Consider the following 25,776-nt stretch of genomic DNA (forward strand, 5'->3'; position numbering starts at 1 on the left):
GGATGTCAGGAATGAGAAGCGGCCGTGCGATCGCCGCCGCGGGGGCCGTCGCCCTGCTGCTGTCGGGGTGTGCCACCGGTGCGGACGCCGTGGCACAGGGTGGAACGTTCGATTTCGTGGCCCCGGGCGGCCGGATGGACATCTTCTACGACCCTCCGGAAGCGAGGGGATCGATCGGGAATCTCGCCGGCCCGGAACTGATCACCGATCAGCCGATCGCGCTCACGGACTTTCCCGGACAGGTCGTGGTGATCAACCTGTGGGGCCAGTGGTGCGCGCCGTGCCGCGCCGAGGCGGACGATCTCGAACGGGTCTATCAGGCGACCAGGGGCAGTGGCGTGCAGTTCCTCGGCATCAACGTACGAGATCCCCAGCGGGACAAGGCTCAGGACTTCGCCGTCGACTTCGGGCTCACGTACCCGTCGATCTACGACCCGCCGATGCGCTCGCTGCTCGCACTGGGCGGCAAGTATCCGACGAGTGTCATCCCGTCGACGATCGTCCTCGACCGGCAGCATCGCGTCGCCGCGGTGTTCCTGCGGGAGTTGCTCGACGTCGATCTGCAGCCCGTGGTCGAGCGGATCGCCGCGGAATGACGCGACCGCGTGCTCACATCGTGAGCACCATGCGGTACCGCGCGCGGCCCTCGTCCATCGCCGCGTAGGCCTCCGCGGCCCGGGCGAGTGGGCGTTCCTCGATCTGGGCGCGCACCCCGGACAGCACCGCGAACTGCATGGTCTCCTCCACGTCGCGGGCGGTGCCCGACGGATGCCCCGTCACGCTGACGCCGGGCATGATGAGTTGCAGCGGACTGATCGGCAGAGGATCCGGCGTGACGCCGACGACGACCAGCTCGCCCTGCGCGGCCAGCCCGCCGACGGTGTCGGCCATGGCCTTCGAGTTCGCGGCGGTCGCCAGTACCACGGACGCACCCCCGAGCGCCTGCAGGGCCGCGGCGACGTCGCCGGCCGTGGAGTCCACGTAGTGGTGGGCGCCGAACCGGCGTGCGTCGTCGCTCTTTTCGGCACCACGCGCGATGGCGATCGTCTCGAAGCCCATCGCCCGGGCGAACTGGACGCCGAGGTGCCCGAGGCCGCCGACCCCCAGGACGGCGACGCGATCGCCGGGCCGGGCCGGGGTCTTGCGCAGCGCATCGAAGGTCGTGACGCCGGCGCAACTCAGGGGGGCGGCCTCCGCGAACGACAGGCCGTGGGGGATCCGCGCCAGCGCGTTGGAGGGCGCGGTCACCGACTCGGCGTAGCCGCCGGGATACTGCCAGCTGGGCACCTGCATCCTCTCGCAGTGGATGAAGTTGCCCTTGCGGCACGGGACGCACTCGTTGCAGTGCCCGCCGAACCAGCCGACGGCCACCCGATCGCCCACCGCGAAGTCGTCGACACCGTCTCCGAGTTCGACTACGGTTCCGGCGATCTCGTGCCCCGGAGTGAGCGGCCAGGACATTCCCGGGAATCCACCGTTGACGAACCCGTGGTCGGTGCCGCAGACGCCGCACGCGGCGACCGCGATGCGCACATGGTCGCGGCCCGGCGGCGTCGTCTCGACGTCGGCGAGCGTCAGAGGTTCGCCGGGGGACTGGACGTGTACTGCTCGATGGGTCGACATCGGCACCCTCGCTCCGTGTGGCGGTCGGCGGTCCGCGTTCCAGTCAAGACCCCGCAGGCGGACCCTGGCAAGGCCGCGCGGCGTACGCGGCAAAGACGACGAAAGGCCCGGCGGAGCGAATGCTCCACCGGGCCTTCGGTATTCGATGCGCCGGTCAGCTCACAGGCCGGGGCGCTTGCCGATCGTCAGCGTGACCTCTCCGGTGTGGGCGAAGAAATCGTTGCCCTTGTCGTCGACCACGATGAAGGCCGGGAAGTCCTCGACGTCGATCTTCCAGACCGCCTCCATGCCGAGCTCTTCGTATTCGACGATCTCGACGTTCTTGATGCAGTCCAGCGCCAGACGGGCCGCCGGGCCGCCGATGGAACCGAGGTAGAAGCCGCCGTGCGTGTTGCACGCGTCGGTGACCTGCTTGGAACGGTTGCCCTTGGCGAGCATGATCATCGATCCGCCCGCGGCCTGGAACTGCTCGACGTACGAGTCCATGCGGCCGGCGGTGGTGGGGCCGAACGAGCCCGACGCCATGCCGTCCGGGGTCTTGGCCGGGCCGGCGTAGTACACCGGGTGATCCTTGAGGTACTGCGGCATGTCCTCGCCCGCGTCCAGGCGCTCCTTGATCTTCGCGTGCGCGATGTCGCGCGCGACGACCAGCGGACCGGTCAGCGACAGGCGGGTCTTGACCGGGTGCTTCGACAGCTCGGCCAGGATCTCCGGCATCGGGCGGGTCAGGTCGATCTTGACCGCAGCGCCCTTGCCGGTGCCCGAGACGCCGTCGGTGTCCGAGTCGAGCTGCGTGTCGGTGACCTCGGGCAGGAACTGGCCGGGGTTGAACTCGAGCTGCTCGAGGAAGACGCCCTCGGGGGTGATCTTCGCCTTCGCCTGGCGGTCGGCCGAGCAGGAGACGGCGATCGCGACGGGCAGCGAGGCGCCGTGGCGGGGCAGGCGGACGACGCGGACGTCGTGGCAGAAGTACTTGCCACCGAACTGCGCGCCGATGCCGATCTTCTGGGTGAGTTCGAAGACCTGCTTCTCGAGCTCGTGGTCGCGGAAGCCGCGGCCGGTGATCGCACCCTCGGTGGGCAGCTCGTCCAAGTAGTGTGCCGACGCGTACTTGGCGGTCTTGAGCGCGAACTCGGCCGACGTGCCGCCGACGACGATCGCCAGGTGGTACGGCGGGCAGGCCGCGGTGCCGAGCGAGCGGATCTTGGCCTCGAGGAACTGCATCATCGAGTCCGGGTTCAGGATGGCCTTCGTCTCCTGGTACAGGTACGATTTGTTGGCCGATCCGCCGCCCTTGGCCATGAACAGGAACTTGTAGGAGTTCTCGTGGCCCTTCGCGGTGTCCGCGTACAGCTCGATCTGCGCGGGCAGGTTGTTGCCGGTGTTCTTCTCGTCCCACATCGTGATGGGGGCGTTCTGCGAGTAGCGCAGGTTCAGCTTGGTGTAGGCGTCGTACACGCCGCGGGCGATCGACTCCTCGTCGTCGCCCGGGGTGAGCACCTGCTGGCCGCGCTTGCCCATGACGATCGCGGTGCCGGTGTCCTGGCACATGGGCAGTACGCCGGCCGCCGAGATGTTCGCGTTCTTCAGCAGGTCCAGGGCGACGAACTTGTCGTTGCCCGACGCCTCGGGATCGTCGAGGATGCTCGCGACCTGCTTCAGGTGATCGGTCCGCAGGTAGTGCGAGATGTCGTGCAGAGCGGTCTCGGTGAGCAACCGCATGGCCTCGGGCTCGACCTTCAGGAAGGTGCGGCCGTCGGGTCCCTCGACGGTGGACACCCCCTCGGTGGTGAGCAGCCGGTACTCGGTGGGGTCTTCACCGATCGGCAGCAGGTCCTCGTAGAGGAATTCCGGCATCGTTTCTCCTGAACACGGGCTGTTGAGTTCGTATTCAGGCTAACGGCGGGCGTTTGCGCGTCCGAATCGGGGCGGGCGGGAGTCCGTAGCATCGAAGGTGGGCGCGGTGGGGTGTGCGACAGCTCACCGGGCGCCGGACGCCGGAAGGCGTACGCTCGATTGGATAACGGACAGATAACGATGAGTTGTCTGTCGGTAGCAGCAGGATCGGACAGACGGGGGCTCCTCACCGTATGAACAGCGCTACAGCGAACGCCGGCGCCGTGCCGACGACGGGCATCCATCGCATCCGCGCCGCACACGCGTGGCTCGACGTGGTCGTCGTCATCGCGGTGCTGATCTCGACCAACCTCGTCGCGCACTTCACCACCGTGTGGGCGAGCATCGCGACCGTGCCGATCGCGGCGGTCGTCCTCGTGGGACTCACGCGTCGCCGCGGCCTGGGCTGGTCGGAGCTGGGCCTGTCGCCGCGGCACTGGAAGAAGGGGACGCTGTACGCCCTCGCCTCTGTCGGCCTCGTGCTCGCGGTCGTCGCGATCGGTATCGCGTTGCCCGTCACGCGACAGTTCTTCATGGCCGACCGGTACGCCACCATCTCCGGCGCCCTCGTAGCGTCGATGATCGTCATCCCGCTGCAGACCGTGATCCCGGAGGAGCTCGCGTTCCGCGGCGTGCTGCAGGGCACGCTGTCGCGCGTCTCGGGGGCTCGCGGTGTCTTCGCCGCCGGATCCTTGCTCTTCGGTCTGTGGCACATCGCTTCGTCGCTGGGGCTCACCACCGGGAACCGCGGCCTCACCGGCATCCTCGGTGGCGGACTGATGGGGCAGATCCTCGGTATCGCCGGCGCCGTTGCGGCCACCGCGGCCGCAGGCTTCGTCTTCACGTGGCTGCGCAGCCGTAGCGGCAGCCTGCTGGCGCCGATCGCGCTGCACTGGTCGCTCAACGGCATAGGCGCGCTCGCTGCAGCACTGGTGTGGCACGCCTCGCTGGCCTGATCCGACGCCCCTCCGAACGGCCCGTTCCGCCCTCCGCGGAACGGGTCGTTCTCGTTTCGCCGACGAATTTTGCCGACAGTCTGGACTGTTTGTAAGTTGCCCGCTACTGTCGCCTTGTGACCCAGGGCACAGCAACGACATCTCGCACCCAGGCCGAGCGCAGTGCGGCGACGCGCGGAAAGCTTCTTGACGCCACCATCGACCTTCTGGTGGAGGTGGGTTACGCCGGGACCAGCAGCCAGGCGGTGACGAAGCGGGCCGGCGTGTCGCGGGGTGCCCAACTGCACCAGTTCCCCACCAAGGAATCGCTCGTGGTGGCCGCGGTCGCCCATCTGGTGGACAGACGCCTCGACGAACTGCTGCGCTCTCGTCCCGATCCCGATCTTGGGCTCGAGACGCTGTGTGAGGCGTTCACCGGACCTCTCTTCTACGCGGCCCTCGAACTCTGGGTCGCCGCCCGCACCGATCCCGGCCTGCACGAGGCGATGATTCCGCTCGAGCGCAAGGTCGGGGACGCGCTGCGTCTGGGGTTCGCCGAGATCGTGGGTGATCGTATGAGCCCGGACGCGGTCGACCTGAGTATCGAGATCGCCAGGGGGCTGGCGGTCTCCGCCCTGTTCCGCACTCCCGAAGCCGACCGGCAGCTGCGTGATCGCCTGCTGCCCGTCTGGAAAGCGATGGTGACCGAGTGAAATCCGGACGGACAACCCTGCCCGCTCACGTCCACACCCTGATCGTCGGCGCGGGCTTCGGCGGTATCGGCCTGGCCGCCACCCTGCTGCGCGAAGACCCGACCGCGGACCTCCTGGTGATCGAACGCGCCGACGACGTCGGCGGCACCTGGCGGGACAACACCTACCCGGGATGCGCGTGCGACGTCCCCACCGCCCTCTACTCCTACTCGTTCGCCCCGGAGCCGGGCTGGCGGTACGCCTACGGCAAGCAGGACGAGATCTACGGCTACCTGCGCCGCGTTGCCGACGAGACCGGTGTGACAGGTCGGACGGTGACGGGATGCGAACTGATCGAGGCGCAGTGGGACGCCGGCCACCGGCAGTGGCGCGTCCACACCGGGCGAGGAACCCTCACCGCGACCGTTCTCGTCGCCGCCACGGGGGCGCTCTCGGCGCCGAAGCGGCCGGACGTCCCGGGAGTGGAGTCCTTCGCGGGCACCGCATTCCATTCAGCGACGTGGGACCACGGCTACGACCTGGCCGGTAAGCGGGTCGCGGTGATCGGCACGGGAGCGTCGGCCATCCAATTCGTTCCGGAGATCGTCGATCGAGTCGAACACCTCACGCTGTTCCAGCGGACGGCGTCGTGGGTGCTTCCCAAGCACGACCGCCCCATCTCGCGCTTCGAGCGGGCCCTGTTCCGCGCGCTCCCGTCCAGTCAGAAGCTCGTGCGCGGCGCCGTGTACGCGCAGAAGGAGGGCTACGTCCTCGGCATGGCGCACCAGCTCTGGCTGCTGCGCTTGTTCCAGCGTCGTGCGGAGGCGTACCTGCGGGCGCAGGTGCCCGACGACGGATTGCGTGCGGCGCTGACGCCGACGTTCACCATCACGTGCAAGCGGATCCTGCTCTCCAACGACTGGCTGCGAACGCTCACCCGGCGCGACGTGACCGTTGTCTCGTCGGGGCTGACCGCGGTCACCGAGAACGGCGTGATCGACGATCTCGGCAACGAGTATCCGGTCGACGCAATCATTTTCGCGACCGGATTCACTCCCACCGAGCCTCCCGTCGCACGTCACGTCCGCGGGGCGGACGGTCGTACCCTGGCCGAGCACTGGGCGGGCAGCCCGTCGGCGCATCTCGGCACGACCGTGCACGGATTCCCGAATCTGTTCCTGATGTACGGCCCCAACACGAACCTCGGCCACAGCTCGATCGTCTACATGCTCGAATCCCAGGCCGCATACATCGCCGACGCACTCCGGGTGATGCGCGCGGAGCGGGCCGCGACCGCCGAGGTCACCGACGGCGCGCAGCGGCGCTACAACGAGGAGCTGGATCCGCAGCTGGCCCGGACGGTCTGGAACGCGGGTGGGTGCGACAGCTGGTACCTCGACCGCAGCGGGCGCAACTCGGTGATGTGGCCGACGTTCACGTGGCGGTTCCGCAGGCGCACGCGTCGGTTCGACCAGGAGAACTACCGGTTCACGGCGGCGGGTGAGGGCCGCCGGGAGGCCGAGGATGCCGGAGTGGGCGCATGACGCACTACGACGTCGTGGTGATCGGCTCGGGCTTCGGCGGAAGTGTCGCCGCACTGCGCCTGACCGAGAAGGGGTACCGGGTCGGCGTCCTGGAGGCGGGACGGCGCTTCGCGGACGACGAACTGCCCAGGACGTCGTGGCGGTTGCGGCAGTACCTGTGGGCGCCGTGGCTCGGCTGTTACGGCGTCCAACGGATGCACCTGCTTCCGGACGTGTTGGTGATGGCCGGCGCCGGTGTGGGCGGGGGTTCCCTCAACTACGCCAACACTCTCTACCGGCCTCCGGCCCCGTTCTTCCGGGACTCCCAGTGGGGTCACATCACCGATTGGGAGCGGGAACTCGCGCCCTACTACGAGCAGGCCGAACGCATGCTCGGAGTGCGCGAGAATCCCACCTTCACCGCTGCCGACGCGGTGATGCGTTCGGTCGCCGAGGAACTCGGGGTCGGGCACACCTTCACGACCACGCCGGTCGGGGTGTTCTTCGGCGAGCCCGGGACGCGTGTCCCGGACCCGTTCTTCGGCGGCGCCGGCCCCGAACGTACCGGCTGCACCGAGTGCGGAGGCTGCATGACCGGATGCCGGGTCGGCGCCAAGAACACCCTCGTGAAGAACTACCTCTACCTGGCCGAACACGCCGGGGCGGTCGTCCACCCCCTGACCACCGTGGAGGAGGTGCGCCCGCGCTCCGGTGGTGGCTACGCCGTCGTCACCCGAACCACGGGGCGGAGGCGGACGGCCCGTACGACCTTCACCGCGGATCAGGTGGTGGTCGCCGCCGGCACCTACGGCACCGGACGTCTGCTGTTGTCGATGCGCGACCGCGGCGTCCTCCCGCAGCTGTCGCCTCGGCTCGGGACCGTCGTGCGGACCAATTCCGAAGCGGTACTCGCCGCAGCGGCGCGGACTCGCACGGAGGATTTCACGCACGGCGTGGCCATCACGTCCTCGTTCCATCCCGACGACCACACCCACATCGAGCCCGTTCGATACGGCAAGGGCAGCAACGTGATCGGTTTGCTGCAGGCACTGCTCACCGACGGCGGCGGGCGCGTCCCACGTCCGCTGAAGGCGGTGGGGGTCGCGTTGCGGAATCCCGGCGCGTTCCTCCGCACGTTGTCGGTGCGGCACTGGTCCGAGCGCACCGTCATCGCGCTCGTCATGCAGACCGACGACAACTCGCTCGAGCTCGCCAGCCGGAAGGGGCTGTTCGGTCGCCGCCGACTCACCAGCCGGCCGGGGCCGGGAACCGCACCGCCCGAGTGGATCCCGGTCGGGCACAAGGTGATCCGAAGGGTGGCCGAACGGATCGGTGGGGACGCGGGCGGGTCGATCCTCGATCTGGTGAATATTCCGATGACGGCACACTTCCTCGGCGGCTGCGCCATCGGCGACAGCGCCTCGACCGGGGTGGTCGATCCCTACCTGCGGGCGTACGGGCACGACGGGCTGCACGTCGTGGACGGGTCGGTGGTCAGCGCGAACCTCGGAGTCAATCCGTCGCTGACCATCACCGCGCAGGCCGAGCGCGCGATGGCGTTGTGGCCCAACAAGGGGCACGACGATTCTCGTCCCGAACTCGGTGCGCCGTACGTCGCGGTGCCGCCCGTCGCTCCGGCACATCCCGCCGTGCCCCCCGACGCGCCCGGGGCCCTGCGCCTGCCGTTGTTTCCGGTGAGCCGAACGACCGCCGAGGCGGACACGACAGAGAGGGACGCCCGTGTGGAGCGTGCGTGAGAGCGAGCAGATGCGGGACGAGTGGCCCACCAGCCCGCCACCGCCGTGGCCCGCGACGGTCCGGGCGACGCTGTGGTGGCATCGCGCGACGCCCGGCGCGGGCCTGTTCGGTCCGGGTGGGCGGGTGCTGCCGGTGACGCTCGCGATGATGGTCGACTACCTCGAGTCACCGGTCGGACCGTATCGGGAGATCCTCGCCAGCCCCGTGCTCCGAGCGCCGTCGCGGCGGATCGGTGTTCTTCCCGCGATGGCGGTGCCGTTCATCGCCGTCGATTCGGAGCCCTCGGTCCACGGCGGACGCGAGCACTGGCATCTGCCGAAGGTGCTCGCCGACTTCGACGGCGACGTCACGGACACGGTGACTGCGGTCGGTGACGGCTGGCGAATCCGGACCACCGCGCGTCCGTTCGGACCCTCGTTACCGATCCTGGGCGCGCTCGGTTTCGCGCAACCCGTGCCGGACGGCGGTCTGGCCGGCGCCCGGGCACGACTGCGGGGGCGCTTCCGCGCCGCGCGGGTCACGGTGAACGCCACGGGTCCCACCCTCGGACACTGGATGAAGCCGGGGACACATCCCGGGATCGTCATCGAATCAGGCGCGATGAGTACCGGGCCTGCGCGCATCACGCGCGGGTGACACCCCGTCTCAGAGCACGGTCACCGTATCCGCCGACAGCCCACGGAACGTGGCGAGCGCGCGGGCCTGCTGCTCGACCGCGGCCTGTGTCGACCTCGGCAGTTTCTCCCACGCCGTGACCTCGACCGACAGCTTCTTGCCCGCGGTGCGCGGGCGCCACAGGCCGACGATCTCACCGCCGACGGCGACTGCCCCGGGCCGGCCGAGCGTCGGCCACAGCGCCTTTCGGTGCCCCTCGTCGGCCACGAGGAGCTCGCGGTCCTTCAGTTGCAGGTACGGATCGAACGGGCCGAGTAGCCGGACCGAGTCGTCGGCGGGCGACTCGAGCAGTGCATCGAGAGTCTCGCTCAGGATCGACCGCGGAGCACCGTCGACCGACACCTCGGTCACCTCCGAGGGCCAGTGCGCCTTGACGTCCTTGACCGGTGCGTCGATGTACGCGGCGGCGGCCTTGGGGTCGGCCGGACCGAAGAACCTCAGGTAGCCGCGGATCACGTCGAAGCGAGCGTCGGCGTCCGCGGCGGTGCGGGTATAAGGCTTGCCGCGCCAGCCGGGGATCCGCTCGAGGACGGGCGGTGAGGTCTCGGGCCGCAGTTCCAGACCTGCCTGCAGTGCCGCGAGCCGGAACGGCATCTCGTACATGTGCGTCGCGTTGCACGGGCGGCAGAACCGCAGGTACGGGTCGTCCATCCGCGCGGTGAGCGCCGACGACATCGTGCCCTTCACAGTGGGTTGCCGGACGATGTCGCGCATCTCGGTGGCCACCGTTCGGAGCGCGTCCAGTGTCGGTATCCCGGCGGCCTTCAGCGGACGGTTGGCGTCGAAGATGCGCTTGGCGGCGTCCGCGTCCGAGAGCGGTGCGGTCGCGACCGCGACGGCCGGCAGGTCTGCGCGCCGGTAGCGGTGCGGCGCCCCGCGCAGCGTCCAGGCGAGTGCCAGATCGTCCGAGGTCCCGGGTGGCGTGCCGCGCAGGTGCAGCGCCCACGCCGCCCCGTCGGGGCCGGTGTTCTGGATTCCGAGGTCGAGGAGGTCGCAGTCGGCGGGACCAGTCGCGATGCCGGGAGAACGATCGAGTTGCTGGACATGCCACCGGTACGAGAGCACCTGCGCGCGGGTCACTTCCACGGTCATAGCCGCGAGTGTAAGGGCGGTCACGGACAAACGCCCGCGGACACTAGACTGCGAGTATGGAAACCGAACCCGGCGAGAAGCTGTCCCTGCGCGCGTTGCAGAAGCAGCGGAGCCGGGCGCATCTGCTGGATACCGCCGCGCGGCTGATCGGCGAGCGGGGATTTCGTGAGACGACCATCGACGACATCGCCAAGGCGGCCGGGGCGAGCCGCGCCACGCTGTACTCGTACTTTCCGAGCAAGGACGCCATCGTCCACGAGATCGTCGTCGAGGTGTGGGATCGCGCCGAGGCGCTGTACCGCGATTTCGGTGGTCTGGACGACTGGTCGCGACCGACGGTTCGCAACTGGGTGGGGCGCGTCGTCGAGGCGTGGGAGGCGAGCGGTGACAGGCTCCGTGTCCAGTCCGCGGGTGTCGTGCGGTTCGACGCCTTCTACCTCGACTACCACCGCCGGTTCGTCACGGCGCTCACCGCGAACGCCGCGTTGTGGGGGCGGTTCGACGCCGCCGACGTCGAGCGGCGTGCGCTGCTGCTCATCAGTGGGCTCGAGCTGTTCCTGAACACCTGGATGGTGCGCGGGTGGCGTGTCGATCGCGACGGCGCGATCGACACCCTCACCGACGTCTGGTGTGCGGCTCTGCGGTCGGAGTAGCACTCAGCAGTACGTGAACTTGGCCCGCATGATGCCGCCGATCTCGGCCAGGGCCAGCCGGGCCCGAGCGTGGAGATCGGCGTGCATCAGGAAGCCATGCGCCACACCGGGATACCGTAGAACGGCGGTCTGGACCCCCGCGTCCCGGAGGCGGTGTGCGTACTCCTCGGCGCCGTCGCGGCTGGGATCGTGCGACGCCGTGACCACGATCGCCGACGGCAGGCCCGTCAGGTCCTCTGCCAGGCTCGGCACGCCGTACGGGTGGTCCCGGCTCGGGTCCTCGCCGAGATACAGGTTCTTGGTCCACGCGAAGTCGCCGGCGGTGATGATCGGGCCGTCCGCGAACTCGAGCACCGAGGGCTTGGTGTCGTCGCGGTCGATGCCCGCGTAGATGTGCAACTGGAACGCCAGCGGCGCCCCGCCCTCGTCGCGGGTCTGCAAGGTCACCCCGGCGGCGAGGGTCGCGCCGGCGCTGTCCCCGGCGACCGCGATCCGATCTCCGTCGATACCGAGGCCGGCGGCGTTGCCGGCCACCCACTGCGTCGCGAAGTACGCCTCGTCGGTGGCCACCGGGTAGGGGTGTTCCGGAGCGAGTCGGTAGTCGACGCTCACCACCACCGCGCCCGAGGCCTCGGCCAGGAGGCGGGCGAGCCGGTCGAAGCTGTCGATGCTGCCGATGACCAACCCGCCGCCGTGGAAGTACACGAGCGCCGGCAGGTCCGGTGCGTCGACCGGGTGGTAGATCCGCAGGCGGAGTGGTCCGTGTGGGCCGTCGACGACGCGGTCCTCGACCCGGTGCATGTCCGGGCCCGGTCGCTGCGGCAGCGATTCGAAGGCGCTGCGGGCCGCGTGCACTCCGGCCACGTGCATCGGTACCCAGTCCTCGCGGGTGCCGAGGTAGGCGGCGACGTCGGGGTCGAGTTCGAGCATGTTCGGTGTCCTCTCGGATACAGGGGTTCAGGCCGTGACCTTGCCGTCGACGTCGGGGGCGACCTTGATCGCATCCCAGTCGGTGCGGGTCTTCGGCCCCATTCGGGAGACGAACGAATCGAGCTGGGACCACAGCGATTTCGATACCGTCATGTCGCCCGGCGCCATCACCTCGTCGATGAGTCCGGACCACGCCTCGGGGGTGTGGTCGGCGGTCAGCGCGCCCGGCGTCTCGGCCTGTACCACCCGGGAAACCAGCCCGCCGCCCACCGCGAACACCTCGCCACTGAGGGGCGTGTCGGCATGCAGGAGGTACGTGGCGAACGCCGCGACCGCGTCGGGCGGGAAGTGGGTCTGCATGAACTCGCCGAACCCGGGCTGTTCGATTCCGGCGGTGGAGCGGGTCCACGCCGCGGGAAGGATCGCATTGGAGCGCACTCCGATTCGCTTCCCGAGAATGGCCTGCGTGCGGGTCAACGAGAGGATCGCGCCCTTCGCGGCCGCGTAGCCCGGCATGGCGGGGGCGCCGTAGCTTCCGTTCGACGAGATGTTGAGGATCCGGCCGTTCCCGGTCGCGGAGAGATGCGGCCACGCGGCCTCGGTGATGCGGTGTGCGCCGCGCAGGTGCACGTCCACCAGCGTGTCGAAATCGCCGCCCGCTCCGGCGTTGTTGACAACGACGTCCAGGCGGCCGAAGGCCTCCACGGCGGCCTGCACGATTCGATCCGCCTCGGTCACGACGTCGCCGGTCACGCCGACAGCCGTACCTCCCTCGGCTTCGATCGAGCGGACGGCCTCGTCGGTCCCGGGGGCGTTGGCCCCGCCCGTCCAGTCCCGCCCGAGGTCGTTGACGACCACCGCGCACCCGCGGGCGGCCAGCAGGCGGGCGTACGTGAGGCCCAGTCCGAACGTGGACACGCCCGTGACCAGAGCGACCTGTCCGTCGAAGCGAAGTTCATTCATGGCGGGCAACACCTTTCGTCGGGGCGCAGGTTTACGGATCGGACGTTAGCGCACGGAGTCGGGCTTCGGTAGACATTCGAGCAAAAAAGCAGACTGTGAGTCTGGTAAATGGAATGCAGGTATGGACAAGTGTCGCCCCGTGCCCTACTGTCCCGACTCACACGACCGCGTTCAGCGGTGCGTCGGCGCTCGCCGCCCGCGACTCCCGCTCCCGGAATGCCCGTCCGCAAGGAGATTTCCATGACTTCCAGTACCGCCGCACTGCCCTTCGCTCCCGACGATCGCGCCCCGGCGGACCCCGCAGCGTTGGCGGATCGTCTGCGGCGGGCCGACCCGGCCGTGCTGTTGGCGGTCCTCGCGCAGGTCACCGGGGACGCCTCGGTCCTCGACCGTTATGCCGGCGCGATCGCTCACGTTCCGGACGCGCCCGAGATGGCCGGCGTCACCGATCCCGCCACGGCCGCCGCCATCGTCTCGGACCTGGCTGCGGCGCTGGCCGTCGAAGGCCGGGCGCCGGTCCTTGCGCCGGACGACCCCGAGCTGTTCGCGCGGCTCGTTCCGCTGGCGCTCGGGGTGACGCCCGGCGACGAGTTCCTGCCGATGCTGCTCGAACAGGGTGGGTTCCATCCGGCACAACCGGTGCTGCCGCGCACCGCACCGCTGCCGCCCACTCTGGACGTGGTGATCATCGGCGGGGGACTGGCGGGGATCGCGGCCGCGATCGCCGCCGCACGGGAGGGAGTCTCGTACGAGGTGCTCGAGCGCAACGACGACATCGGCGGCACCTGGCTGGTCCAGAACTATCCCGGTGTCGGTGTCGACACGCCGTCGTCGTACTACTCGTTGTCCTCGGAGCTGAACCCCGACTGGACCAGCTACTACCCCAAGGGCGGCGAGTACCAGGACTACCTGCGGGCCGTTGCCGACAAGCACGGGATCCCCGAGCACACCCGTTTCGGGGCCGAGGTCGAGTCGCTCGTCTGGGACGACGCGGAGCACCGTTGGGACGTCCACGTGCGGTCGACGGACGGCACCCGTTCGGTGACCCGCGCCGCAGCGGTGATCACCGCGCTGGGCTATCTCAATCGGCCGCAGTTCCCGCGAGTCGAGGGGCGGGACTCCTTCGCGGGCATCAGCGTCCACTCGGGTGAGTGGGATCCCGCACTCGACCTCACCGGTAAGCGCGTCGCGGTGATCGGGGCCGGTTGCACGTCCGCGCAGATCGTCGACTCCATCGTCGACGACGTCGCGCACCTGACGCTGTTCCAGCGTCAGCCGCACTGGGTGGCACCGCGCAAGCGGGACAGCGACGATGTCCCCGAGCATCACCGGTGGCTGTCTCGGCACGTTCCGTTCTACGCGAACTGGCTGCGGCTCAAGGCGTTCTGGGGGTCGGCGGACAGTGCGTACCCGGTGGTGATCGTCGACCCGGAGTGGGCCTCGACGCACCTGTCGATCTCCCGCGCCAACGACGTGCTGCTGCAGGACTGCCTCGCCTACATCGACCGGGCGTTCGGGGCCGGGTCGGAACTGGCCGCGAAGGTCACGCCCGACTTCGCGCCCTTCGGCAAACGCATCATCCGCGATCCCGGCGGCTACTACCCGGCGCTCGCGCGCGATCACGTCGACGTGCTGGTGACCGAGCCCGCCCGGATCGTGCCGGAGGGGGTCGTGACCCCGGACGGGGATCTCGTGGAGGTGGACGTCATCGTGTACGCGACGGGCTTTCATCTGGACTTCCTGTCCACCATGGACATTCGTGGTCGTGACGGACGCGCGCTGGTCGACGAGTGGTCCGGCAACCCGCGGGCCTACCGCGGAGGAACCGTCCCCGGCTTCCCGAATCTGTTCATCACGTCGGCGCCCAACACGAACCCGAGCCACGGTGCCGGTAACAACTTCGGCATCGAGGTGGCAGTCCACTACATCGTCGAGTGCCTGCATCTGCTGGCCGAGCGCGGTGCCCGGTCCCTCGAACCCACCCGCGAGGCATACGAGGACTACGTCGACGAGATCGACCGGGCGATGGAGAGCACCGTGTGGCGGCACACGCCGGGAGCGCACACGTATTACCGCAACGAGTCCGGACGCGTGATCGTTGCCAGCCCGTGGCGGCTGGTGGACGTGTGGCAGCAGCACCGCTCGCCGATCGAGGAGCACTTCGTTCTGCGGTAGTCCGCGCGAGCCTGGCGGATTCGACGGCCGGCGGGGCCGAAACGGTGGTCGGCTACGCTCTCCGCATGGCCCGCACGATGTCGAATCGCCAGGGTGACGCCACCCGGATCCGCCTGATCAAGACCGCCGAGAAGCTCTTCGCCGCGCAGGGCGTCGACGCGGTGTCCGTGCGTGCCGTCACCGCCGCGGCAGGGCAGGGTCCGGCGGCCGTCCATTATCACTTCGGGTCGAAGGAAGACCTGCTGTCGGCGGTGCTGCTGGACGTCGGTGAGCGGGTCAAACAGGAGATCTCCGCACGCGTCGACACATTGGCCGCGTCGGAACGCCGCCCCGACCTCGAGGACGTGGTGCGGGCCCTCACCGACCCGTACCTGGAACTGCTTCTGAATCAACGGGTTCGGGGCATCCGGTGGATCAAGATCGTCGTGCAGGTCTCGCGAGAGGCTCGACCCGCCGTGACCGCGACGGGGCAGGACGAGCTGTCGTTGCGCCTGCGGGATCAGGTCCGGCGGGCGTTGCCGGACACCCCGTCGGAGCGGATCGACCAGCGGTGGCCGATCGCGGTCATGAGCTTTCTCCAGTCCCTCGGCCGAGTGGACGACTGGGCCGTCGGCGCGGCGCGGCAGAGTCGCGAGGAACTCGTCGCGTTCTACGAGGATCTCGTCGCCTTCGTCGTCGGCGGGGCCGAGCGCATGCTGACCTGAGATCGGCCCGCGGCCGTCCCGCTCGGTGGGCCGACAGGTTCTGGGCGGTGATGTCCGTTTCTACCCTGGTCATGTCGAACTGCAGCGTCATCGCTGATCATGTGCCGTTCCGAGACACCAGGAGTCTGCGTTGATGGATCGCATCCACCCCGACCTCCGTTCCCTGGTCCCCGCGCTACCGCAGGTGGACATCGCCGAACCGGCAGCGTTCCGGGAGCGTCAGCGGATTCGCGCGACCGAACTCGCCGCGGCGGTCGTGCGCCCACCGGGCATGGCGGTCGTCGACCGTCCGGTCCGGGGTCCGGCCGGTGCGCCCGACGTGCCGGTACGCATCTACACCCCGGGCGGAACGGCGACCGGGGCCGGTGCGCTGGTGTGGTTCCACGGCGGCGGCTACGTCTTCGGCGAGATCGCGGCGTCCGAGCGTGCCTGCGTCGAGATCGCGGACGTGGTGGGGTGCGTCGTCGTCAGCGTCGAGTACCGGCTGGCGCCGGAACATCCCTACCCGGCGGGGCTCGACGACTGCTTCGCGGCGCTGACGTGGGTTGCCGAGCACGGTGACGAACTCGGCGTCGATCCCGAGCGGCTCGCGATCGGCGGGGTCAGCGCCGGTGCCGGGCTCGCGGCGGGCCTCGCGCTGCGGGCGCGCGACGAGAGCGGACCACGGCTCGTGTACCAGTTGTTGGACAACCCGATGCTCGACGACCGTATGGAGACCGTGTCCATCCGCGAGTTCACGGACACGCCGCTGTGGACCCACGGGCAGGCGATCCTGGGGTGGGACTTCTATCTCGGCGGCCGGTCCACGGAGACCCCGCCCTACGCCGCCGCGGCCCGCGCCACCGACCTGTCCGGGCTGCCGCCGGCGTGGATCTCGGCCAACGAACTGGACCCGTTGCGCGACGAGGCCATCGAGTACGCGGTGCGGCTCATGCGCGCCGGGGTTCCCGTGGAATTGCATCATCGTCCGGGGACGTTCCACGGGTCCAACGGATTCCCCGGAATCCCGGTCTCCGACCGGACACGCGAGGACATGCACCTCGGGTTGAAGGCGGCCCTCGCGGTCCCGAACTGACGCCGGCCGGCCGGCTCGAAACGGCCCGCATCCCGATCGCAACGTGATCGGGATGCGGGCCGTGCGTGTCGAGCCGCCAGGAAGGCGTGACCGTTGAACCTGCACTTGCGCAGTCGTATTCGACGACGACCGTCCGAACCTGTAGGGCTCGCCGAAACCTCCCACTGAGCGGGAAGCCGGCGATTCGAATTGCCAGAATTCAAACATGTGTTTCAGATCTTTGGTAGACCTCGGAACGTCGAGAAGTTCGACGCACCACCGAGGCAGGAGACGACATGTGGACACCGGACTCGATCAGATTCGGAGCCTTCCTGGCACCGTTCCACCCCCTCGACGCCGACCCCGCCCTGCAGCTACGGCGTGACATCGACCTCATGGAGCACCTCGACCACCTGGGCTTCGAGGAAGCCTGGATGGGGGAGCACCACTCGACGGGCGCCGAGATCGTGCCGTCGCCGGAGGTGTTCATCGCCGCGGCGGCCGAGCGGACGGAGCGGATCCGGTTCGGCACCGGCGTCGTCTCGCTGCCCTACCACCACCCGCTGATCACCGTCGACCGGATCATGCAACTCGACCTGCAGACTCGCGGCCGCGTCATCTTCGGGACCGGGCCGGGAAAGATCCCGCTGGATGCACACATGATGGGCATCGATCCCAGCGATCAGCGGCGACGACAGGGTGAGGCGCTCGAGGCGATCCTCCCGCTGATGCGTGGCGAGATCGTGAACATGGAAACGGACTGGTTCACGCTGCGTGACGCTCGCGCGCAGCTACCTACTTACGATCCCGCGGGAATCGAGGTCGTCACGGCATCGACCGTCTCGCCCAACGGCTCGGTGCTGGCCGGCACGAACGGGCTGTCGCTGCTGTCGCTGGCAGCCAGTTCGCCGTCCGGTTTCGATGCGCTCGAACGGAACTGGTCGATCTACGAGAAGGTGTCGGCCGAGCACGGGCACACCGCAGATCGGTCCACGTGGCGCGTCGTGAATCCGATGTTCCTCGCCGAGACCCAGGCCGACGCGGAGCGTGCCGTCAGCCGGCGCATCCAGTCGATGGCCTACTACGCCAATCGGCAGAACGGCCGCTACCCCGAGTGGGGCGAGACCCCGCAGGGCGTCATCGACCACTGGCGCCACGATTCGCTGGGTGAGTTCGGCCAGGCGATCATCGGCACCCCGGATCAGGCCATCGCCCAGATCGAGCGGCTCATCGAGAAGACCGGCGGCTTCGGGACGCTGCTCGTCCTGCACGTCGACATGGCCGACTGGGAGGACACCAAGCGCAGCTACGAGTTGTTCGCCTCGGAGGTCGTGCCCCACTTCCGTCGGCGCAACGTCCGGCGACAGGCGAGCCTGCAGTTCGCCGAGGACAACCGTGAATACCTCATCGGCAACCTCGTCGGTGCACTCGAGAAGGCGCGGGCCGACTACTACGGTCAGCCCGCGCAGACGGGGGCGTGACCGTGCGCGCCGTCCAGTTCCACCAGGGCGAGTTCACGCTCGCCGACGTCGCCGACCTCCCCGTGACCGGGCCCGGGCAGCTGCGGATCGACGTCATGGCCTGCGGTATCTGCGGCAGCGACCTGAGCGTGTCGAAGGATCCGTGCCGGTTCGTCGACGTCATCGACGCCGCGCGATACCCGCTCGCCACGTTCGACCACGATCGGCCGGTCGTGCTCGGGCACGAGTATGCGGGCCTCGTCGCGGAAATCGGGACGGGCGTCACCGATTTCGCGGTGGGTGATCGCGTGGCAGGTCTCGGGATCGTCACCGACATCTCCACGGGCATCCCGAAGATCATCGGGTACTCGAACACGTATCACGGCGGGTTCGGTGATCAGATCGTCGTCGACGCGGTCTGGGTGCGGCACATCCCCGACGGGCTGTCGTTCGAGCACGCAGCCCTCGCGGAGCCGCTGCACGTCGGCGAACTGCACATGCAACGTTCCGGGCTGACCGCCGTGGACTCTGCTCTCGTGCTCGGCTGCGGCACGATCGGTCTCGGCGCCATCGTCGCGGCCAAGGCGCGCGGCGCCCACACCGTGATCGCGTCCGAACCCTCGCCCAAGCGCCGTGAACTCGCGCTGAGGATGGGTGCGGACGTTGTGGTGGACCCGGCGTCCGACGATCCTGTCGAGGTGTGGAACCGCATGGTCGCCGGTGGCCACAACGACCCGCAGCGCGGCGGCGGAGGAATCCTCATCGCCTACGAGTGCAGCGGGCGCAAGGGGATGCTCGACATGCTCCTGCGAAACCTGCCCTACGACTCCCGGATCCAGGTCCTGGCCGCACCGTTCGCGGACGAGACGATCATCCCGGTCATCGGACAACTGCGTCGACTCGCGATCAACTTCGGGCACGGCCCCACCGAGCGCGGCTACGAGATCGTGCTCGAACGCCTCGCCTCCGGAGAGATCGACGCCGACGCGATCATCACGGGCCGGGTCGATCTCGACGGTGTCGCGGGTGCGTTCGACGCCTTGCGAGCCCCCGACGACCACGTCAAGATCATGGTCCTTCCCCGAGGTGTCGCCTCGGCGTGACGCCTGTTGGACTTCGATCACGGAGTCCGATTCAGTTCTGCCCCTACTCATCTGAGCGAGGTATTCATGTCTGTGCGGACCAATGACGGACCGGATGAACACCGCGTCGGCCGTGTGCCGACGGATGCGAACGAGCAGCCCACCCGGTACTGGGTGCGCACCCTCCTGATCCTGCTTCTCCTCACCGAGCAGTCCGCGCTGGGTTTCTCGCTGTTCGCGCCCACGCTGCCCAAGGTCGCTGCGGAGTTCCAGACCACGCAGGTCGTGTGGGTGATGACGGCCTTCACACTGTCGGGCGCGGTCGCGTCGCCCATCATCGGCAAGCTCGCCGATCTGTACGGCAAGAAGAAGATGCTCGTCGTCACCGCGGCGATCGGGGCGCTGGGCGCGCTGATCTCCGCAACTGCGCCGACCTTCCCGGTGCTCGTGGCCGGACGCTTCCTGTCGGGCGCCGGCTTCGCCTGCCTCGCACTGGGGTACACGCTCATCCGGGACACGTTCCCGGCGCGGTTGCAGCCCATCTCGATCAGCATCGCGAACACCGGCGTCGGCGCCGTCGGCGTCGGGGCGCTGCTCGTCGCCGGTGTGCTCATCGACCACCTCGGTGTCCGGTCGGTGTTCTGGTTCGCGTTCGGGTTCTGTGCGATCGGTGCGCTGCTCACGTTCTTCTTCGTGCCGGAGACCCCGATCCGTTCGCACGCACGCATCGACTGGCTCGGTGCGGTGCTGCTGGCGGCGAGCATGTTCGTCATCATGGTCGGGCTCTCGCGCGGCAAGGAATGGGGCCTGACCGACGGGCGCACGATCACGTGCGTCGCGGTCGCGCTCGTCGGCTTCGCCTTCTGGGTGTGGTGGGAGCGTCGTACCGACGAGCCGCTGATCCGCCTCGACCTCATCGCGAAGCCGGCCCTGCGGTACACGCTCATCGGCGGCGGCATCGCATACGGCGCCACCACGCTGCTCGCGAGCCTCACCCCGATGCTGCTGCAGGCCCCCGAGAGTACGTCGTACGGGTTCGGGTTGTCGGCGACGGAGATGGCGGGCTGGCTGCTGCCGGGCCAGTTGATGATCGTCGCAAGCGGATTCATCGTCGGCGCCACCGCGAAGTCGATCGGCTTCCGCAACCACCTGGTGTTCGGTGCGGTGTTCATCGCGATCGCCGCCGCGGTGCTGTCCGCGGTCCCGACCGTCCCGGCGGTGATCGTCCTCGCGTGGGTGGTGTTCGGGCTCGGCTGCATGATCTACGCGGCCGTCCCGAACCTGGCGCTGCTCGCGCTCCCGGAGACCGAGCGCGCCGTCGGGTCCAACTTCGTCGGCGTGGCACAGACCCTGGCCGGCACGTTGATCTCGACGATCGGGTTCACGGTGCTCGCGCACTATGTGGTGGCCACCGACGGCCACGGCGTCGCCTACGAGTCCGCCGGATTCCGCAGCGCGTTCCTGATCGCGGCGGGCGCCGCCGCGATCGGCGCGCTGGTCTCTCTCGCCGTCCCGCGGATCAAGCAAGCCGCTGCGTCCCACACCCACTGAGCCCCGGAAGGAAACCGCCATGCTTCCCGAACCGAGATTCGTCGACACCAACGGCGTCCGCCTCGCCGTCTTCGAGGCGAGGCCCGAGCACGTCACCCGCGACGTGTGCGTCGTGCTGTGCCACGGTTTTCCCGAACTGGCCGCGTCGTGGCGGCATCAACTACAGCCCATCGCGGACGCCGGCTTCCACGTGATGGCCCCCGACATGCGGGGCTACGGGCAATCGTCCGGGCCCGCCGACCGCCGCGCCTACAGCATCGCCGAGACCACCGCCGACGTCGCGGGCCTCATCGCGGACGCCGGCTACGAGAAGGCCGTCGTGGTGGGTCACGACTTCGGTGGCATGGTGTCGTGGATGATGCCCTACCTGCAGCCCGACTCCGTGGCGGGTGTCATCACGCTCAACACGCCGTTCGGGTACTCGCGGGAGAACCCCATCGAGAAGTACGAACAGGCGTACGGTCCGCGGAACTACGTGGCGCACTTCCAGACCCCCGAGTGCGAGGAACTCCTCGACAAGGACGCCGGGCGCACCTTCCGCTTCTTCATGCGACGCGACACCGGATCCGGCACCAACCTGTCCCGCTCGGGGCGGCACGACCCCGAGTCGATGAGCTACATCCACTGGCTCGCCGACGACGAGTCCAGCTGGCCCGGTGAGGTCGTCCTCGACGCCGACGAGATGCGGTACTACGCAGACACCTACGCACGCACCGGCTTCGGCGGCGGACTGAGCTGGTACCACAGCATCGTCCGGAACTGGGAGGTGCACACCGAACTGTTCCCGGACGGCGTCGTGCCCAAGGTGGGGGTTCCCGCACTGCTCGTCGCGGCGCGCCACGACCCCATCTGCCATCCGATGCTCACCGACAACCTGCTGCAGTACTTCGAGACGTTCGAGCGCCGCATGATCGACACCGGGCACTGGACGCAGCTCGAGGACCCGCAGGGCACCAACGAGATTCTCGTCGACTGGCTGACGCGGCACTTCTGACGGCGGCGGCTGCCTCTCACTCGATCTCGGCTGCCGCGCGGGCGGCAGTCGAGATCGGGTGCACCACGGAGACGGGAACCAGGCGGTAGTGCAGGCGAACCGCCGTGGCACCCCACATCTTCAGGACGTGGTCGGTCCGGGCGACGCCCTCGTCGTCGACGTAGAGCCGGAACTCCTCGTGGACCGGTACGCGAGCGGCGTACGTCCGGCCACCGTCGATCACGGTGACGTACGCACCGTCGTCGCCGAAGGACCCCGGCGGCGACGACAGCGTCATCGAACCGTCGGGTCCGTTGGACGGGCGAAGGTACACCTGGACGTTGCCCTGCTCGAGCGGGAAGCTGACGTGGACGCTGGGCTGATCATGTCCCGGGAGTCGTCCGGTGCGGTAGTAGCCGCTGAACATGTAGTCGCCCGTCCGGCGCAGCGTTCGCAGCCACGCCGAGCCGGCGTGAGCGCCGTCCGCTCCGACGATCCGCACGATCTCGCTGTCGACGCCGTGCGCGACGGCCAGTGCATCGACGGGTAGCGCGAGTTGCTGCAGGCGCTTGCCGTACAGCGACTCGATCACAGCTCCCGGCCCGGCGAATCCGCGGGACCACTTGGTCCAGGCGTCCATCCGCCACGACGACGTGTGCTCGTAGAAGCTGCGCAGGGACGGATGCACCGATGTCGGATCGAATCCCGGACCCGCCAGCGCGTCCAGGCTCGGGAGCAGTCCGGACCGAGGGTCGGGATCGCGGTCGAGCCGACCGCCGATGCGTGCAGCCTCGGTGGGAAGCCAACTGTCCGCGACAGTTCCGCGTCCCGAGACGGGCGCGGTCAGCCACGCGTGCTCGCGGTCGAGGTCGATCCGCCTGCCGACCGTCCGCCACCACAGGCGCGTTCCACGGTCGAGCATCGGCCAGCTACTGGTTCTCCCCATGGATGCGACATTTCCATATCGCGGTGCGACCAGGCGTGGCGGCACCGACCGACCTCGTCATTGACAACAGTTACTCTGCGTTACAGAGTGAGTGTATGACCGCCCACAGTGAGGAACGCTGCGCGATCCCGTCGATTGCGAGGGCAGAGGATGCGGCCCGGACCGGCCGGCTGCGCCGTCGGGTCGCATCGACGGATCTGCTGTTCTTCGGTGGTGCCGCCGCCCTGATCGGATTGGGCTGGATGCTCGGTGGATCGGACTCGGCCATCGGTCTCACCGGGCTCCTGGTTCCGGCTTCGTTCACCGCGCTGGCAGTAGTAATGACCCTGCGCAGCAACCGGATCGGGGTCAGGAGGCGCCAGGTCGGATACGTCCCGCTCGCAGTGGCGTCGATCGTGACGATCCCATGGGTCTTCCTGGCGTCGTATGTTGTCGGCGCACTCACCGTGCTCGCCGCGGGGTTCGTGGTGTTGGGGTGGCGTGAGCGGTGCCGACCTCTGTGGGTGACAGCCGCTCTCGGGTCGCTGCTCGGGCTGGCCACCGCCGCGGAGCCGATCCGTTCGAGGCTGTGGTCCGACGCGGCCACGGGGGCCGTGACCACGGGCGTCGTGACTGCTTCGTTCGGGGTCGTCGTGATCGCGCTGGCAGTCCTCTCCTACCTCGCCGAGTCGGAAGAGCTGGCGGAGATTGGATAGCGTTCAGCGTCGAGTACTGGGGCTGGACGACACCGTTCACCAGAAGACCAGGCTCGCGGTCCTGGCGATGCTGAGCGAATCGGACGAGGTCAGTTTCGTGTTCCTGCGCGACGGGCTGGGCCTCACCGACGGAAATCTCGGGCGGCACCTCGATATCTTGCTCGGCGCGCAATGTATCGACGTGCGGCGGGAATACACGGGGCGACGGACCCGCTCGTGGATCCGGATCACGGAACTCGGCTCCCGCATGCTGCGTGACGAGGCGGAGGTGCTTCGCGCGCTGCTCCACGCCCTGGACCGGCGGTGACCTTGCGCCGCCCCGGCTCAGCGAGAACCGGCCTTGGCGCGTGGCCGGGCGGGTTCGGCCTCGGGAGCCGGTTCGGCGGGCGGTCGGAGTCGGTGGTCGAGTAGCTGGACCAGTCCGACGAAGACGCCGAGAACGGTGCCCCACAACGCCGCTACCACGAGGCCGAGAAGCACCGCGAGCGCGTACGTGCCGAGGCCCTGATGGGTCTCGAAGCTCAGGTACACGATGCGGACGAGGTTGCCGGTCGCTACGCCGAGCACGGTGGCGAGCAGGCCGGTGAGGAACGGCCGGCGTCGGCTCCCGGACAGCTGAGTCCACGCCACCGCGATCATCACGACGGCGGCGGCGACGTCGACGAACCAGAACGTCCACGGGGTGTCACCCAACGGGAACAGGCGCACCGGCGGGATGCCGAAAGGTAGCCCGATTGCGCTGGGAATCAACAACTCCGGGTTGAAGGTGAGAACCCGACCCGTGATCGACCACGCGCCGAACAGGATCGACGCCAGGACGAGCGTCGTGCTCGCGGGCCACGGCCCCGCCGCAATTCGCCGGATCAACGGCCTTGCCGAAAACGCCCCGGACTGGACAGACATGGCGCAACATTAGCCCAGGAAGTAGGACGATCGTCCAGGTTTTGCGAACGAAAGTGGATGGTGGAGCGGTGGGGCGTGTGAGGGTGCTGGCCTTGGCGGCCGTCGGGGCGCTGGTCCTCGCCGGGGGGATCGGTGCCGCGCTGCGGGCAGACCCGGCACCGTCGACCGCGTACCTCACCGACGACGCCGGACGCGCGCTGATCCTCAACGGCTTCAACACCGCGTCGAGCGCCAAGAGCACGCCGGACGGCATGCCGACGTTCACCGAGGCGGACCTCGACCGCGAGCACGCCGACATGGGCACCAACTTCGTGCGGTTCCTCATCTCGTGGAGGTCGGTGGAACCCGAACCGGGTGTCTACAGCCAGGAGTATCTGGACCGCGTCGCCGAGCGTGTCGGCTGGTACGCCGACCGCGGCTACAGCGTCATGCTCGACATGCACCAGGACCTGTATTCGAGCGCCATCACCCCGAGCGGGCAGAACGGCAACGGCGCGCCGGCGTGGGCGACGTACCTCGACGATCTTCCCGTGGGCGACAACGACATGTGGGAGATGTACTACCTCGAGCCCGGCGTGATCCGCGCGTTCGACAACTTCTGGAACACCACCGGCAAACACCCCGAACTCACCGACCACTACGCGAACGCGTGGCGCGCGGTCGCCGAGCGGTTCGCCGGCAACCCCGCGGTGGTCGCGTACGACCTGATGAACGAACCCTACGGCGGCACCCTGCAGGGGCCGGTGTTCGAGGCCGGACCGCTGACCGCGCTGTACCAGAAGACGTCCGACGCGATCCGCGAAGTCGACAGGGATACGTGGGTGTGCGTCGCCCCGCAGGCGATGGGCACCAATTGGGGCACGCCCAGCGGGCTGCGCCCGATCGACGACGCCCGGGACGGCGAACAGCGCGTCGCGTACTGCCCGCACATCTACCCGCTGCCGATGGATCTCGGCGGCGGGTACACCGGCAATTCGCGGACCCAGGTCGATGCGACGATCGACGCGTGGCGCGGCAACGTCCTGCGCACCGCGAAGGACCTCGGGACCGCGCCGATCATCCTGGGGGAGTTCGGACTCGATACCACGCTGCACGGTGCCCTGGACTACGTGGACCGAATCTACGACACCGCCCGCGACATGGGTGCGGGGGTCTCCTACTGGGCGCGCGACCCCGGCCCGTGGGGACCGTACGAGGAGGACGGCACCGAACGGAATCTGGTTGCGGCGCTGGACGAGCCGTATCCACGCGCGATCGCCGGCCAACCCACCCGATGGTCGGCCGATGCCGACCGGCTCGAGTTCGCCTACTTACCGAACCTGTCGATCACGGCGCCCACCGAGGTGTACCTGCCGGCCCGGACGTTCCCGAACGGCGCCGACGTCGACGGCGCGCACGTGGCGAACTGGAATCCGGACGCCCGGATCCTCACGCTACGGGCGCCGGCCACCCGGCAGGAGGTCACGGTCTCGGTGACTCCTCGCGGGTGACCG

24 protein-coding genes are annotated in these 25,776 nt (G+C 68.9%); 17 read left to right on the forward strand and 7 right to left on the reverse strand.

The features are described 5' to 3' along the window. Nucleotides 1-11 precede the first annotated feature (11 nt). Complete coding sequence (locus ABEU20_RS09490; RefSeq protein ID WP_420164167.1) at nucleotides 12-596, forward strand: TlpA disulfide reductase family protein; 585 nt, start codon at nucleotides 12-14, stop codon at nucleotides 594-596. 13 nt (nucleotides 597-609) lie between these two features. Here the strand turns inward: ABEU20_RS09490 and ABEU20_RS09495 are convergent, their stop codons facing one another. After that, a complete protein-coding gene (locus ABEU20_RS09495; protein WP_420164168.1) occupies nucleotides 610-1,623 on the reverse strand; it encodes an alcohol dehydrogenase catalytic domain-containing protein in 1,014 nt (337 codons plus the stop codon). Nucleotides 1,624-1,782: 159 nt separating this feature from the next. Then, complete coding sequence (locus tag ABEU20_RS09500; RefSeq protein WP_420164169.1) at nucleotides 1,783-3,480, reverse strand: fumarate hydratase; 1,698 nt, start codon at nucleotides 3,478-3,480, stop codon at nucleotides 1,783-1,785. A 233-nt stretch (nucleotides 3,481-3,713) separates the two neighbouring features. On the opposite strand from ABEU20_RS09500, the gene ABEU20_RS09505 reads away from it, so the two are divergent. From ABEU20_RS09505 to ABEU20_RS09525, 5 genes are all read left to right on the forward strand, one after another. After that, nucleotides 3,714-4,475, forward strand: a complete 762-nt coding sequence (locus ABEU20_RS09505; RefSeq protein WP_420164170.1) for a CPBP family glutamic-type intramembrane protease — start codon at nucleotides 3,714-3,716, stop codon at nucleotides 4,473-4,475. A 116-nt stretch (nucleotides 4,476-4,591) separates the two neighbouring features. Continuing rightward, nucleotides 4,592-5,167 (forward strand): TetR/AcrR family transcriptional regulator, encoded by a 576-nt coding sequence (locus tag ABEU20_RS09510; protein WP_420164171.1) that lies wholly within the window; start codon nucleotides 4,592-4,594, stop codon nucleotides 5,165-5,167. Continuing rightward, nucleotides 5,164-6,690: a flavin-containing monooxygenase gene (locus ABEU20_RS09515; RefSeq protein WP_420164172.1), complete on the forward strand. Its 1,527-nt coding sequence runs from the start codon at nucleotides 5,164-5,166 to the stop codon at nucleotides 6,688-6,690. Before ABEU20_RS09510 ends, ABEU20_RS09515 begins: the two co-directional genes overlap by 4 nt. Beyond that, nucleotides 6,687-8,426, forward strand: a complete 1,740-nt coding sequence (locus ABEU20_RS09520; protein ID WP_420164173.1) for an FAD-dependent oxidoreductase — start codon at nucleotides 6,687-6,689, stop codon at nucleotides 8,424-8,426. The genes ABEU20_RS09515 and ABEU20_RS09520 overlap by 4 nt, the downstream gene beginning before the upstream one ends. After that, the gene (locus ABEU20_RS09525) at nucleotides 8,410-9,063 is read left to right on the forward strand and encodes an acetoacetate decarboxylase family protein (RefSeq protein ID WP_420164174.1); all 654 of its coding nucleotides are present in this window, start codon (nucleotides 8,410-8,412) and stop codon (nucleotides 9,061-9,063) included. Before ABEU20_RS09520 ends, ABEU20_RS09525 begins: the two co-directional genes overlap by 17 nt. Nucleotides 9,064-9,072: 9 nt before the next feature. Here the strand turns inward: ABEU20_RS09525 and ABEU20_RS09530 are convergent, their stop codons facing one another. After that, nucleotides 9,073-10,194, reverse strand: coding sequence for a winged helix DNA-binding domain-containing protein (locus ABEU20_RS09530; protein ID WP_420164175.1), 1,122 nt, complete (start codon nucleotides 10,192-10,194; stop codon nucleotides 9,073-9,075). A gap of 56 nt (nucleotides 10,195-10,250) precedes the next feature. On the opposite strand from ABEU20_RS09530, the gene ABEU20_RS09535 reads away from it, so the two are divergent. Next, nucleotides 10,251-10,847 carry a TetR/AcrR family transcriptional regulator gene (locus ABEU20_RS09535; protein WP_420164176.1) on the forward strand — a complete coding sequence of 199 codons (597 nt, stop codon included), beginning with the start codon at nucleotides 10,251-10,253 and terminating at the stop codon, nucleotides 10,845-10,847. Between the two features lie 3 nt (nucleotides 10,848-10,850). Here the strand turns inward: ABEU20_RS09535 and ABEU20_RS09540 are convergent, their stop codons facing one another. Further along, a complete protein-coding gene (locus tag ABEU20_RS09540; protein WP_420164177.1) occupies nucleotides 10,851-11,777 on the reverse strand; it encodes an alpha/beta hydrolase in 927 nt (308 codons plus the stop codon). 27 nt (nucleotides 11,778-11,804) lie between these two features. Then, nucleotides 11,805-12,740, reverse strand: a complete 936-nt coding sequence (locus tag ABEU20_RS09545; RefSeq protein ID WP_420164178.1) for an SDR family NAD(P)-dependent oxidoreductase — start codon at nucleotides 12,738-12,740, stop codon at nucleotides 11,805-11,807. Between the two features lie 240 nt (nucleotides 12,741-12,980). Between ABEU20_RS09545 and ABEU20_RS09550 the strand changes: the two genes are divergently transcribed. The 7 genes from ABEU20_RS09550 to ABEU20_RS09580 all read left to right on the forward strand — a co-directional run bounded on the left by ABEU20_RS09550 (nucleotide 12,981) and on the right by ABEU20_RS09580 (nucleotide 21,760). Next, nucleotides 12,981-14,915, forward strand: a complete 1,935-nt coding sequence (locus ABEU20_RS09550) for a flavin-containing monooxygenase (RefSeq protein WP_420164179.1) — start codon at nucleotides 12,981-12,983, stop codon at nucleotides 14,913-14,915. Nucleotides 14,916-14,980: 65 nt separating this feature from the next. After that, complete coding sequence (locus tag ABEU20_RS09555; RefSeq protein WP_420164180.1) at nucleotides 14,981-15,619, forward strand: TetR/AcrR family transcriptional regulator; 639 nt, start codon at nucleotides 14,981-14,983, stop codon at nucleotides 15,617-15,619. Between the two features lie 133 nt (nucleotides 15,620-15,752). Continuing rightward, nucleotides 15,753-16,694, forward strand: a complete 942-nt coding sequence (locus ABEU20_RS09560; RefSeq protein WP_420164181.1) for an alpha/beta hydrolase — start codon at nucleotides 15,753-15,755, stop codon at nucleotides 16,692-16,694. Between the two features lie 275 nt (nucleotides 16,695-16,969). Further along, nucleotides 16,970-18,154: an LLM class flavin-dependent oxidoreductase gene (locus ABEU20_RS09565; protein ID WP_420164182.1), complete on the forward strand. Its 1,185-nt coding sequence runs from the start codon at nucleotides 16,970-16,972 to the stop codon at nucleotides 18,152-18,154. A gap of 2 nt (nucleotides 18,155-18,156) precedes the next feature. Continuing rightward, nucleotides 18,157-19,236 (forward strand): zinc-binding dehydrogenase, encoded by a 1,080-nt coding sequence (locus ABEU20_RS09570; RefSeq protein WP_420164563.1) that lies wholly within the window; start codon nucleotides 18,157-18,159, stop codon nucleotides 19,234-19,236. A gap of 114 nt (nucleotides 19,237-19,350) precedes the next feature. Further along, on the forward strand, nucleotides 19,351-20,766 hold the full coding sequence (locus ABEU20_RS09575) for an MFS transporter (protein ID WP_420164183.1): 1,416 nt from the start codon (nucleotides 19,351-19,353) through the stop codon (nucleotides 20,764-20,766). 19 nt (nucleotides 20,767-20,785) lie between these two features. Then, nucleotides 20,786-21,760, forward strand: coding sequence for an alpha/beta fold hydrolase (locus ABEU20_RS09580; RefSeq protein WP_420164184.1), 975 nt, complete (start codon nucleotides 20,786-20,788; stop codon nucleotides 21,758-21,760). A 16-nt stretch (nucleotides 21,761-21,776) separates the two neighbouring features. On the opposite strand, the gene ABEU20_RS09585 is transcribed toward ABEU20_RS09580, so the two are convergent. Continuing rightward, on the reverse strand, nucleotides 21,777-22,685 hold the full coding sequence (locus tag ABEU20_RS09585; protein ID WP_420164185.1) for a hypothetical protein: 909 nt from the start codon (nucleotides 22,683-22,685) through the stop codon (nucleotides 21,777-21,779). A gap of 95 nt (nucleotides 22,686-22,780) precedes the next feature. Between ABEU20_RS09585 and ABEU20_RS09590 the strand changes: the two genes are divergently transcribed. After that, nucleotides 22,781-23,380 carry a hypothetical protein gene (locus ABEU20_RS09590; RefSeq protein ID WP_420164186.1) on the forward strand — a complete coding sequence of 200 codons (600 nt, stop codon included), beginning with the start codon at nucleotides 22,781-22,783 and terminating at the stop codon, nucleotides 23,378-23,380. After that, a complete protein-coding gene (locus ABEU20_RS09595; RefSeq protein WP_420164187.1) occupies nucleotides 23,373-23,687 on the forward strand; it encodes a transcriptional regulator in 315 nt (104 codons plus the stop codon). Before ABEU20_RS09590 ends, ABEU20_RS09595 begins: the two co-directional genes overlap by 8 nt. 17 nt (nucleotides 23,688-23,704) lie before the next feature. Here ABEU20_RS09595 and ABEU20_RS09600 read toward each other — a convergent pair whose 3' ends face one another. After that, nucleotides 23,705-24,283: a hypothetical protein gene (locus ABEU20_RS09600; RefSeq protein ID WP_420164188.1), complete on the reverse strand. Its 579-nt coding sequence runs from the start codon at nucleotides 24,281-24,283 to the stop codon at nucleotides 23,705-23,707. A gap of 77 nt (nucleotides 24,284-24,360) precedes the next feature. Between ABEU20_RS09600 and ABEU20_RS09605 the strand changes: the two genes are divergently transcribed. Next, nucleotides 24,361-25,773 (forward strand): cellulase family glycosylhydrolase, encoded by a 1,413-nt coding sequence (locus ABEU20_RS09605; protein ID WP_420164189.1) that lies wholly within the window; start codon nucleotides 24,361-24,363, stop codon nucleotides 25,771-25,773. Nucleotides 25,774-25,776: the final 3 nt, after the last annotated feature.

Source organism: Rhodococcus parequi (assembly GCF_046042785.1).
GTDB lineage: Bacteria > Actinomycetota > Actinomycetes > Mycobacteriales > Mycobacteriaceae > Prescottella > Prescottella parequi.

Excerpts from the sequence above, each read along its gene's own strand:
- ABEU20_RS09565 (WP_420164182.1), top strand. The coding sequence starts at position 16,970 with ATGTGGACACCGGACTCGATCAGATTCGGAGCCTTCCTGGCACCGTTC.
- ABEU20_RS09495 (WP_420164168.1), bottom strand. The coding sequence starts at position 1,623 with ATGTCGACCCATCGAGCAGTACACGTCCAGTCCCCCGGCGAACCTCTG.
- ABEU20_RS09600 (WP_420164188.1), bottom strand. The coding sequence starts at position 24,283 with ATGTCTGTCCAGTCCGGGGCGTTTTCGGCAAGGCCGTTGATCCGGCGA.
- ABEU20_RS09590 (WP_420164186.1), top strand. The coding sequence starts at position 22,781 with ATGACCGCCCACAGTGAGGAACGCTGCGCGATCCCGTCGATTGCGAGG.
- ABEU20_RS09490 (WP_420164167.1), top strand. The coding sequence starts at position 12 with ATGAGAAGCGGCCGTGCGATCGCCGCCGCGGGGGCCGTCGCCCTGCTG.
- ABEU20_RS09555 (WP_420164180.1), top strand. The coding sequence starts at position 14,981 with ATGGCCCGCACGATGTCGAATCGCCAGGGTGACGCCACCCGGATCCGC.
- ABEU20_RS09545 (WP_420164178.1), bottom strand. The coding sequence starts at position 12,740 with ATGAATGAACTTCGCTTCGACGGACAGGTCGCTCTGGTCACGGGCGTG.
- ABEU20_RS09535 (WP_420164176.1), top strand. The coding sequence starts at position 10,251 with ATGGAAACCGAACCCGGCGAGAAGCTGTCCCTGCGCGCGTTGCAGAAG.
- ABEU20_RS09560 (WP_420164181.1), top strand. The coding sequence starts at position 15,753 with ATGGATCGCATCCACCCCGACCTCCGTTCCCTGGTCCCCGCGCTACCG.
- ABEU20_RS09540 (WP_420164177.1), bottom strand. The coding sequence starts at position 11,777 with ATGCTCGAACTCGACCCCGACGTCGCCGCCTACCTCGGCACCCGCGAG.
- ABEU20_RS09580 (WP_420164184.1), top strand. The coding sequence starts at position 20,786 with ATGCTTCCCGAACCGAGATTCGTCGACACCAACGGCGTCCGCCTCGCC.
- ABEU20_RS09530 (WP_420164175.1), bottom strand. The coding sequence starts at position 10,194 with ATGACCGTGGAAGTGACCCGCGCGCAGGTGCTCTCGTACCGGTGGCAT.
- ABEU20_RS09520 (WP_420164173.1), top strand. The coding sequence starts at position 6,687 with ATGACGCACTACGACGTCGTGGTGATCGGCTCGGGCTTCGGCGGAAGT.
- ABEU20_RS09585 (WP_420164185.1), bottom strand. The coding sequence starts at position 22,685 with ATGGGGAGAACCAGTAGCTGGCCGATGCTCGACCGTGGAACGCGCCTG.
- ABEU20_RS09505 (WP_420164170.1), top strand. The coding sequence starts at position 3,714 with ATGAACAGCGCTACAGCGAACGCCGGCGCCGTGCCGACGACGGGCATC.
- ABEU20_RS09500 (WP_420164169.1), bottom strand. The coding sequence starts at position 3,480 with ATGCCGGAATTCCTCTACGAGGACCTGCTGCCGATCGGTGAAGACCCC.
- ABEU20_RS09550 (WP_420164179.1), top strand. The coding sequence starts at position 12,981 with ATGACTTCCAGTACCGCCGCACTGCCCTTCGCTCCCGACGATCGCGCC.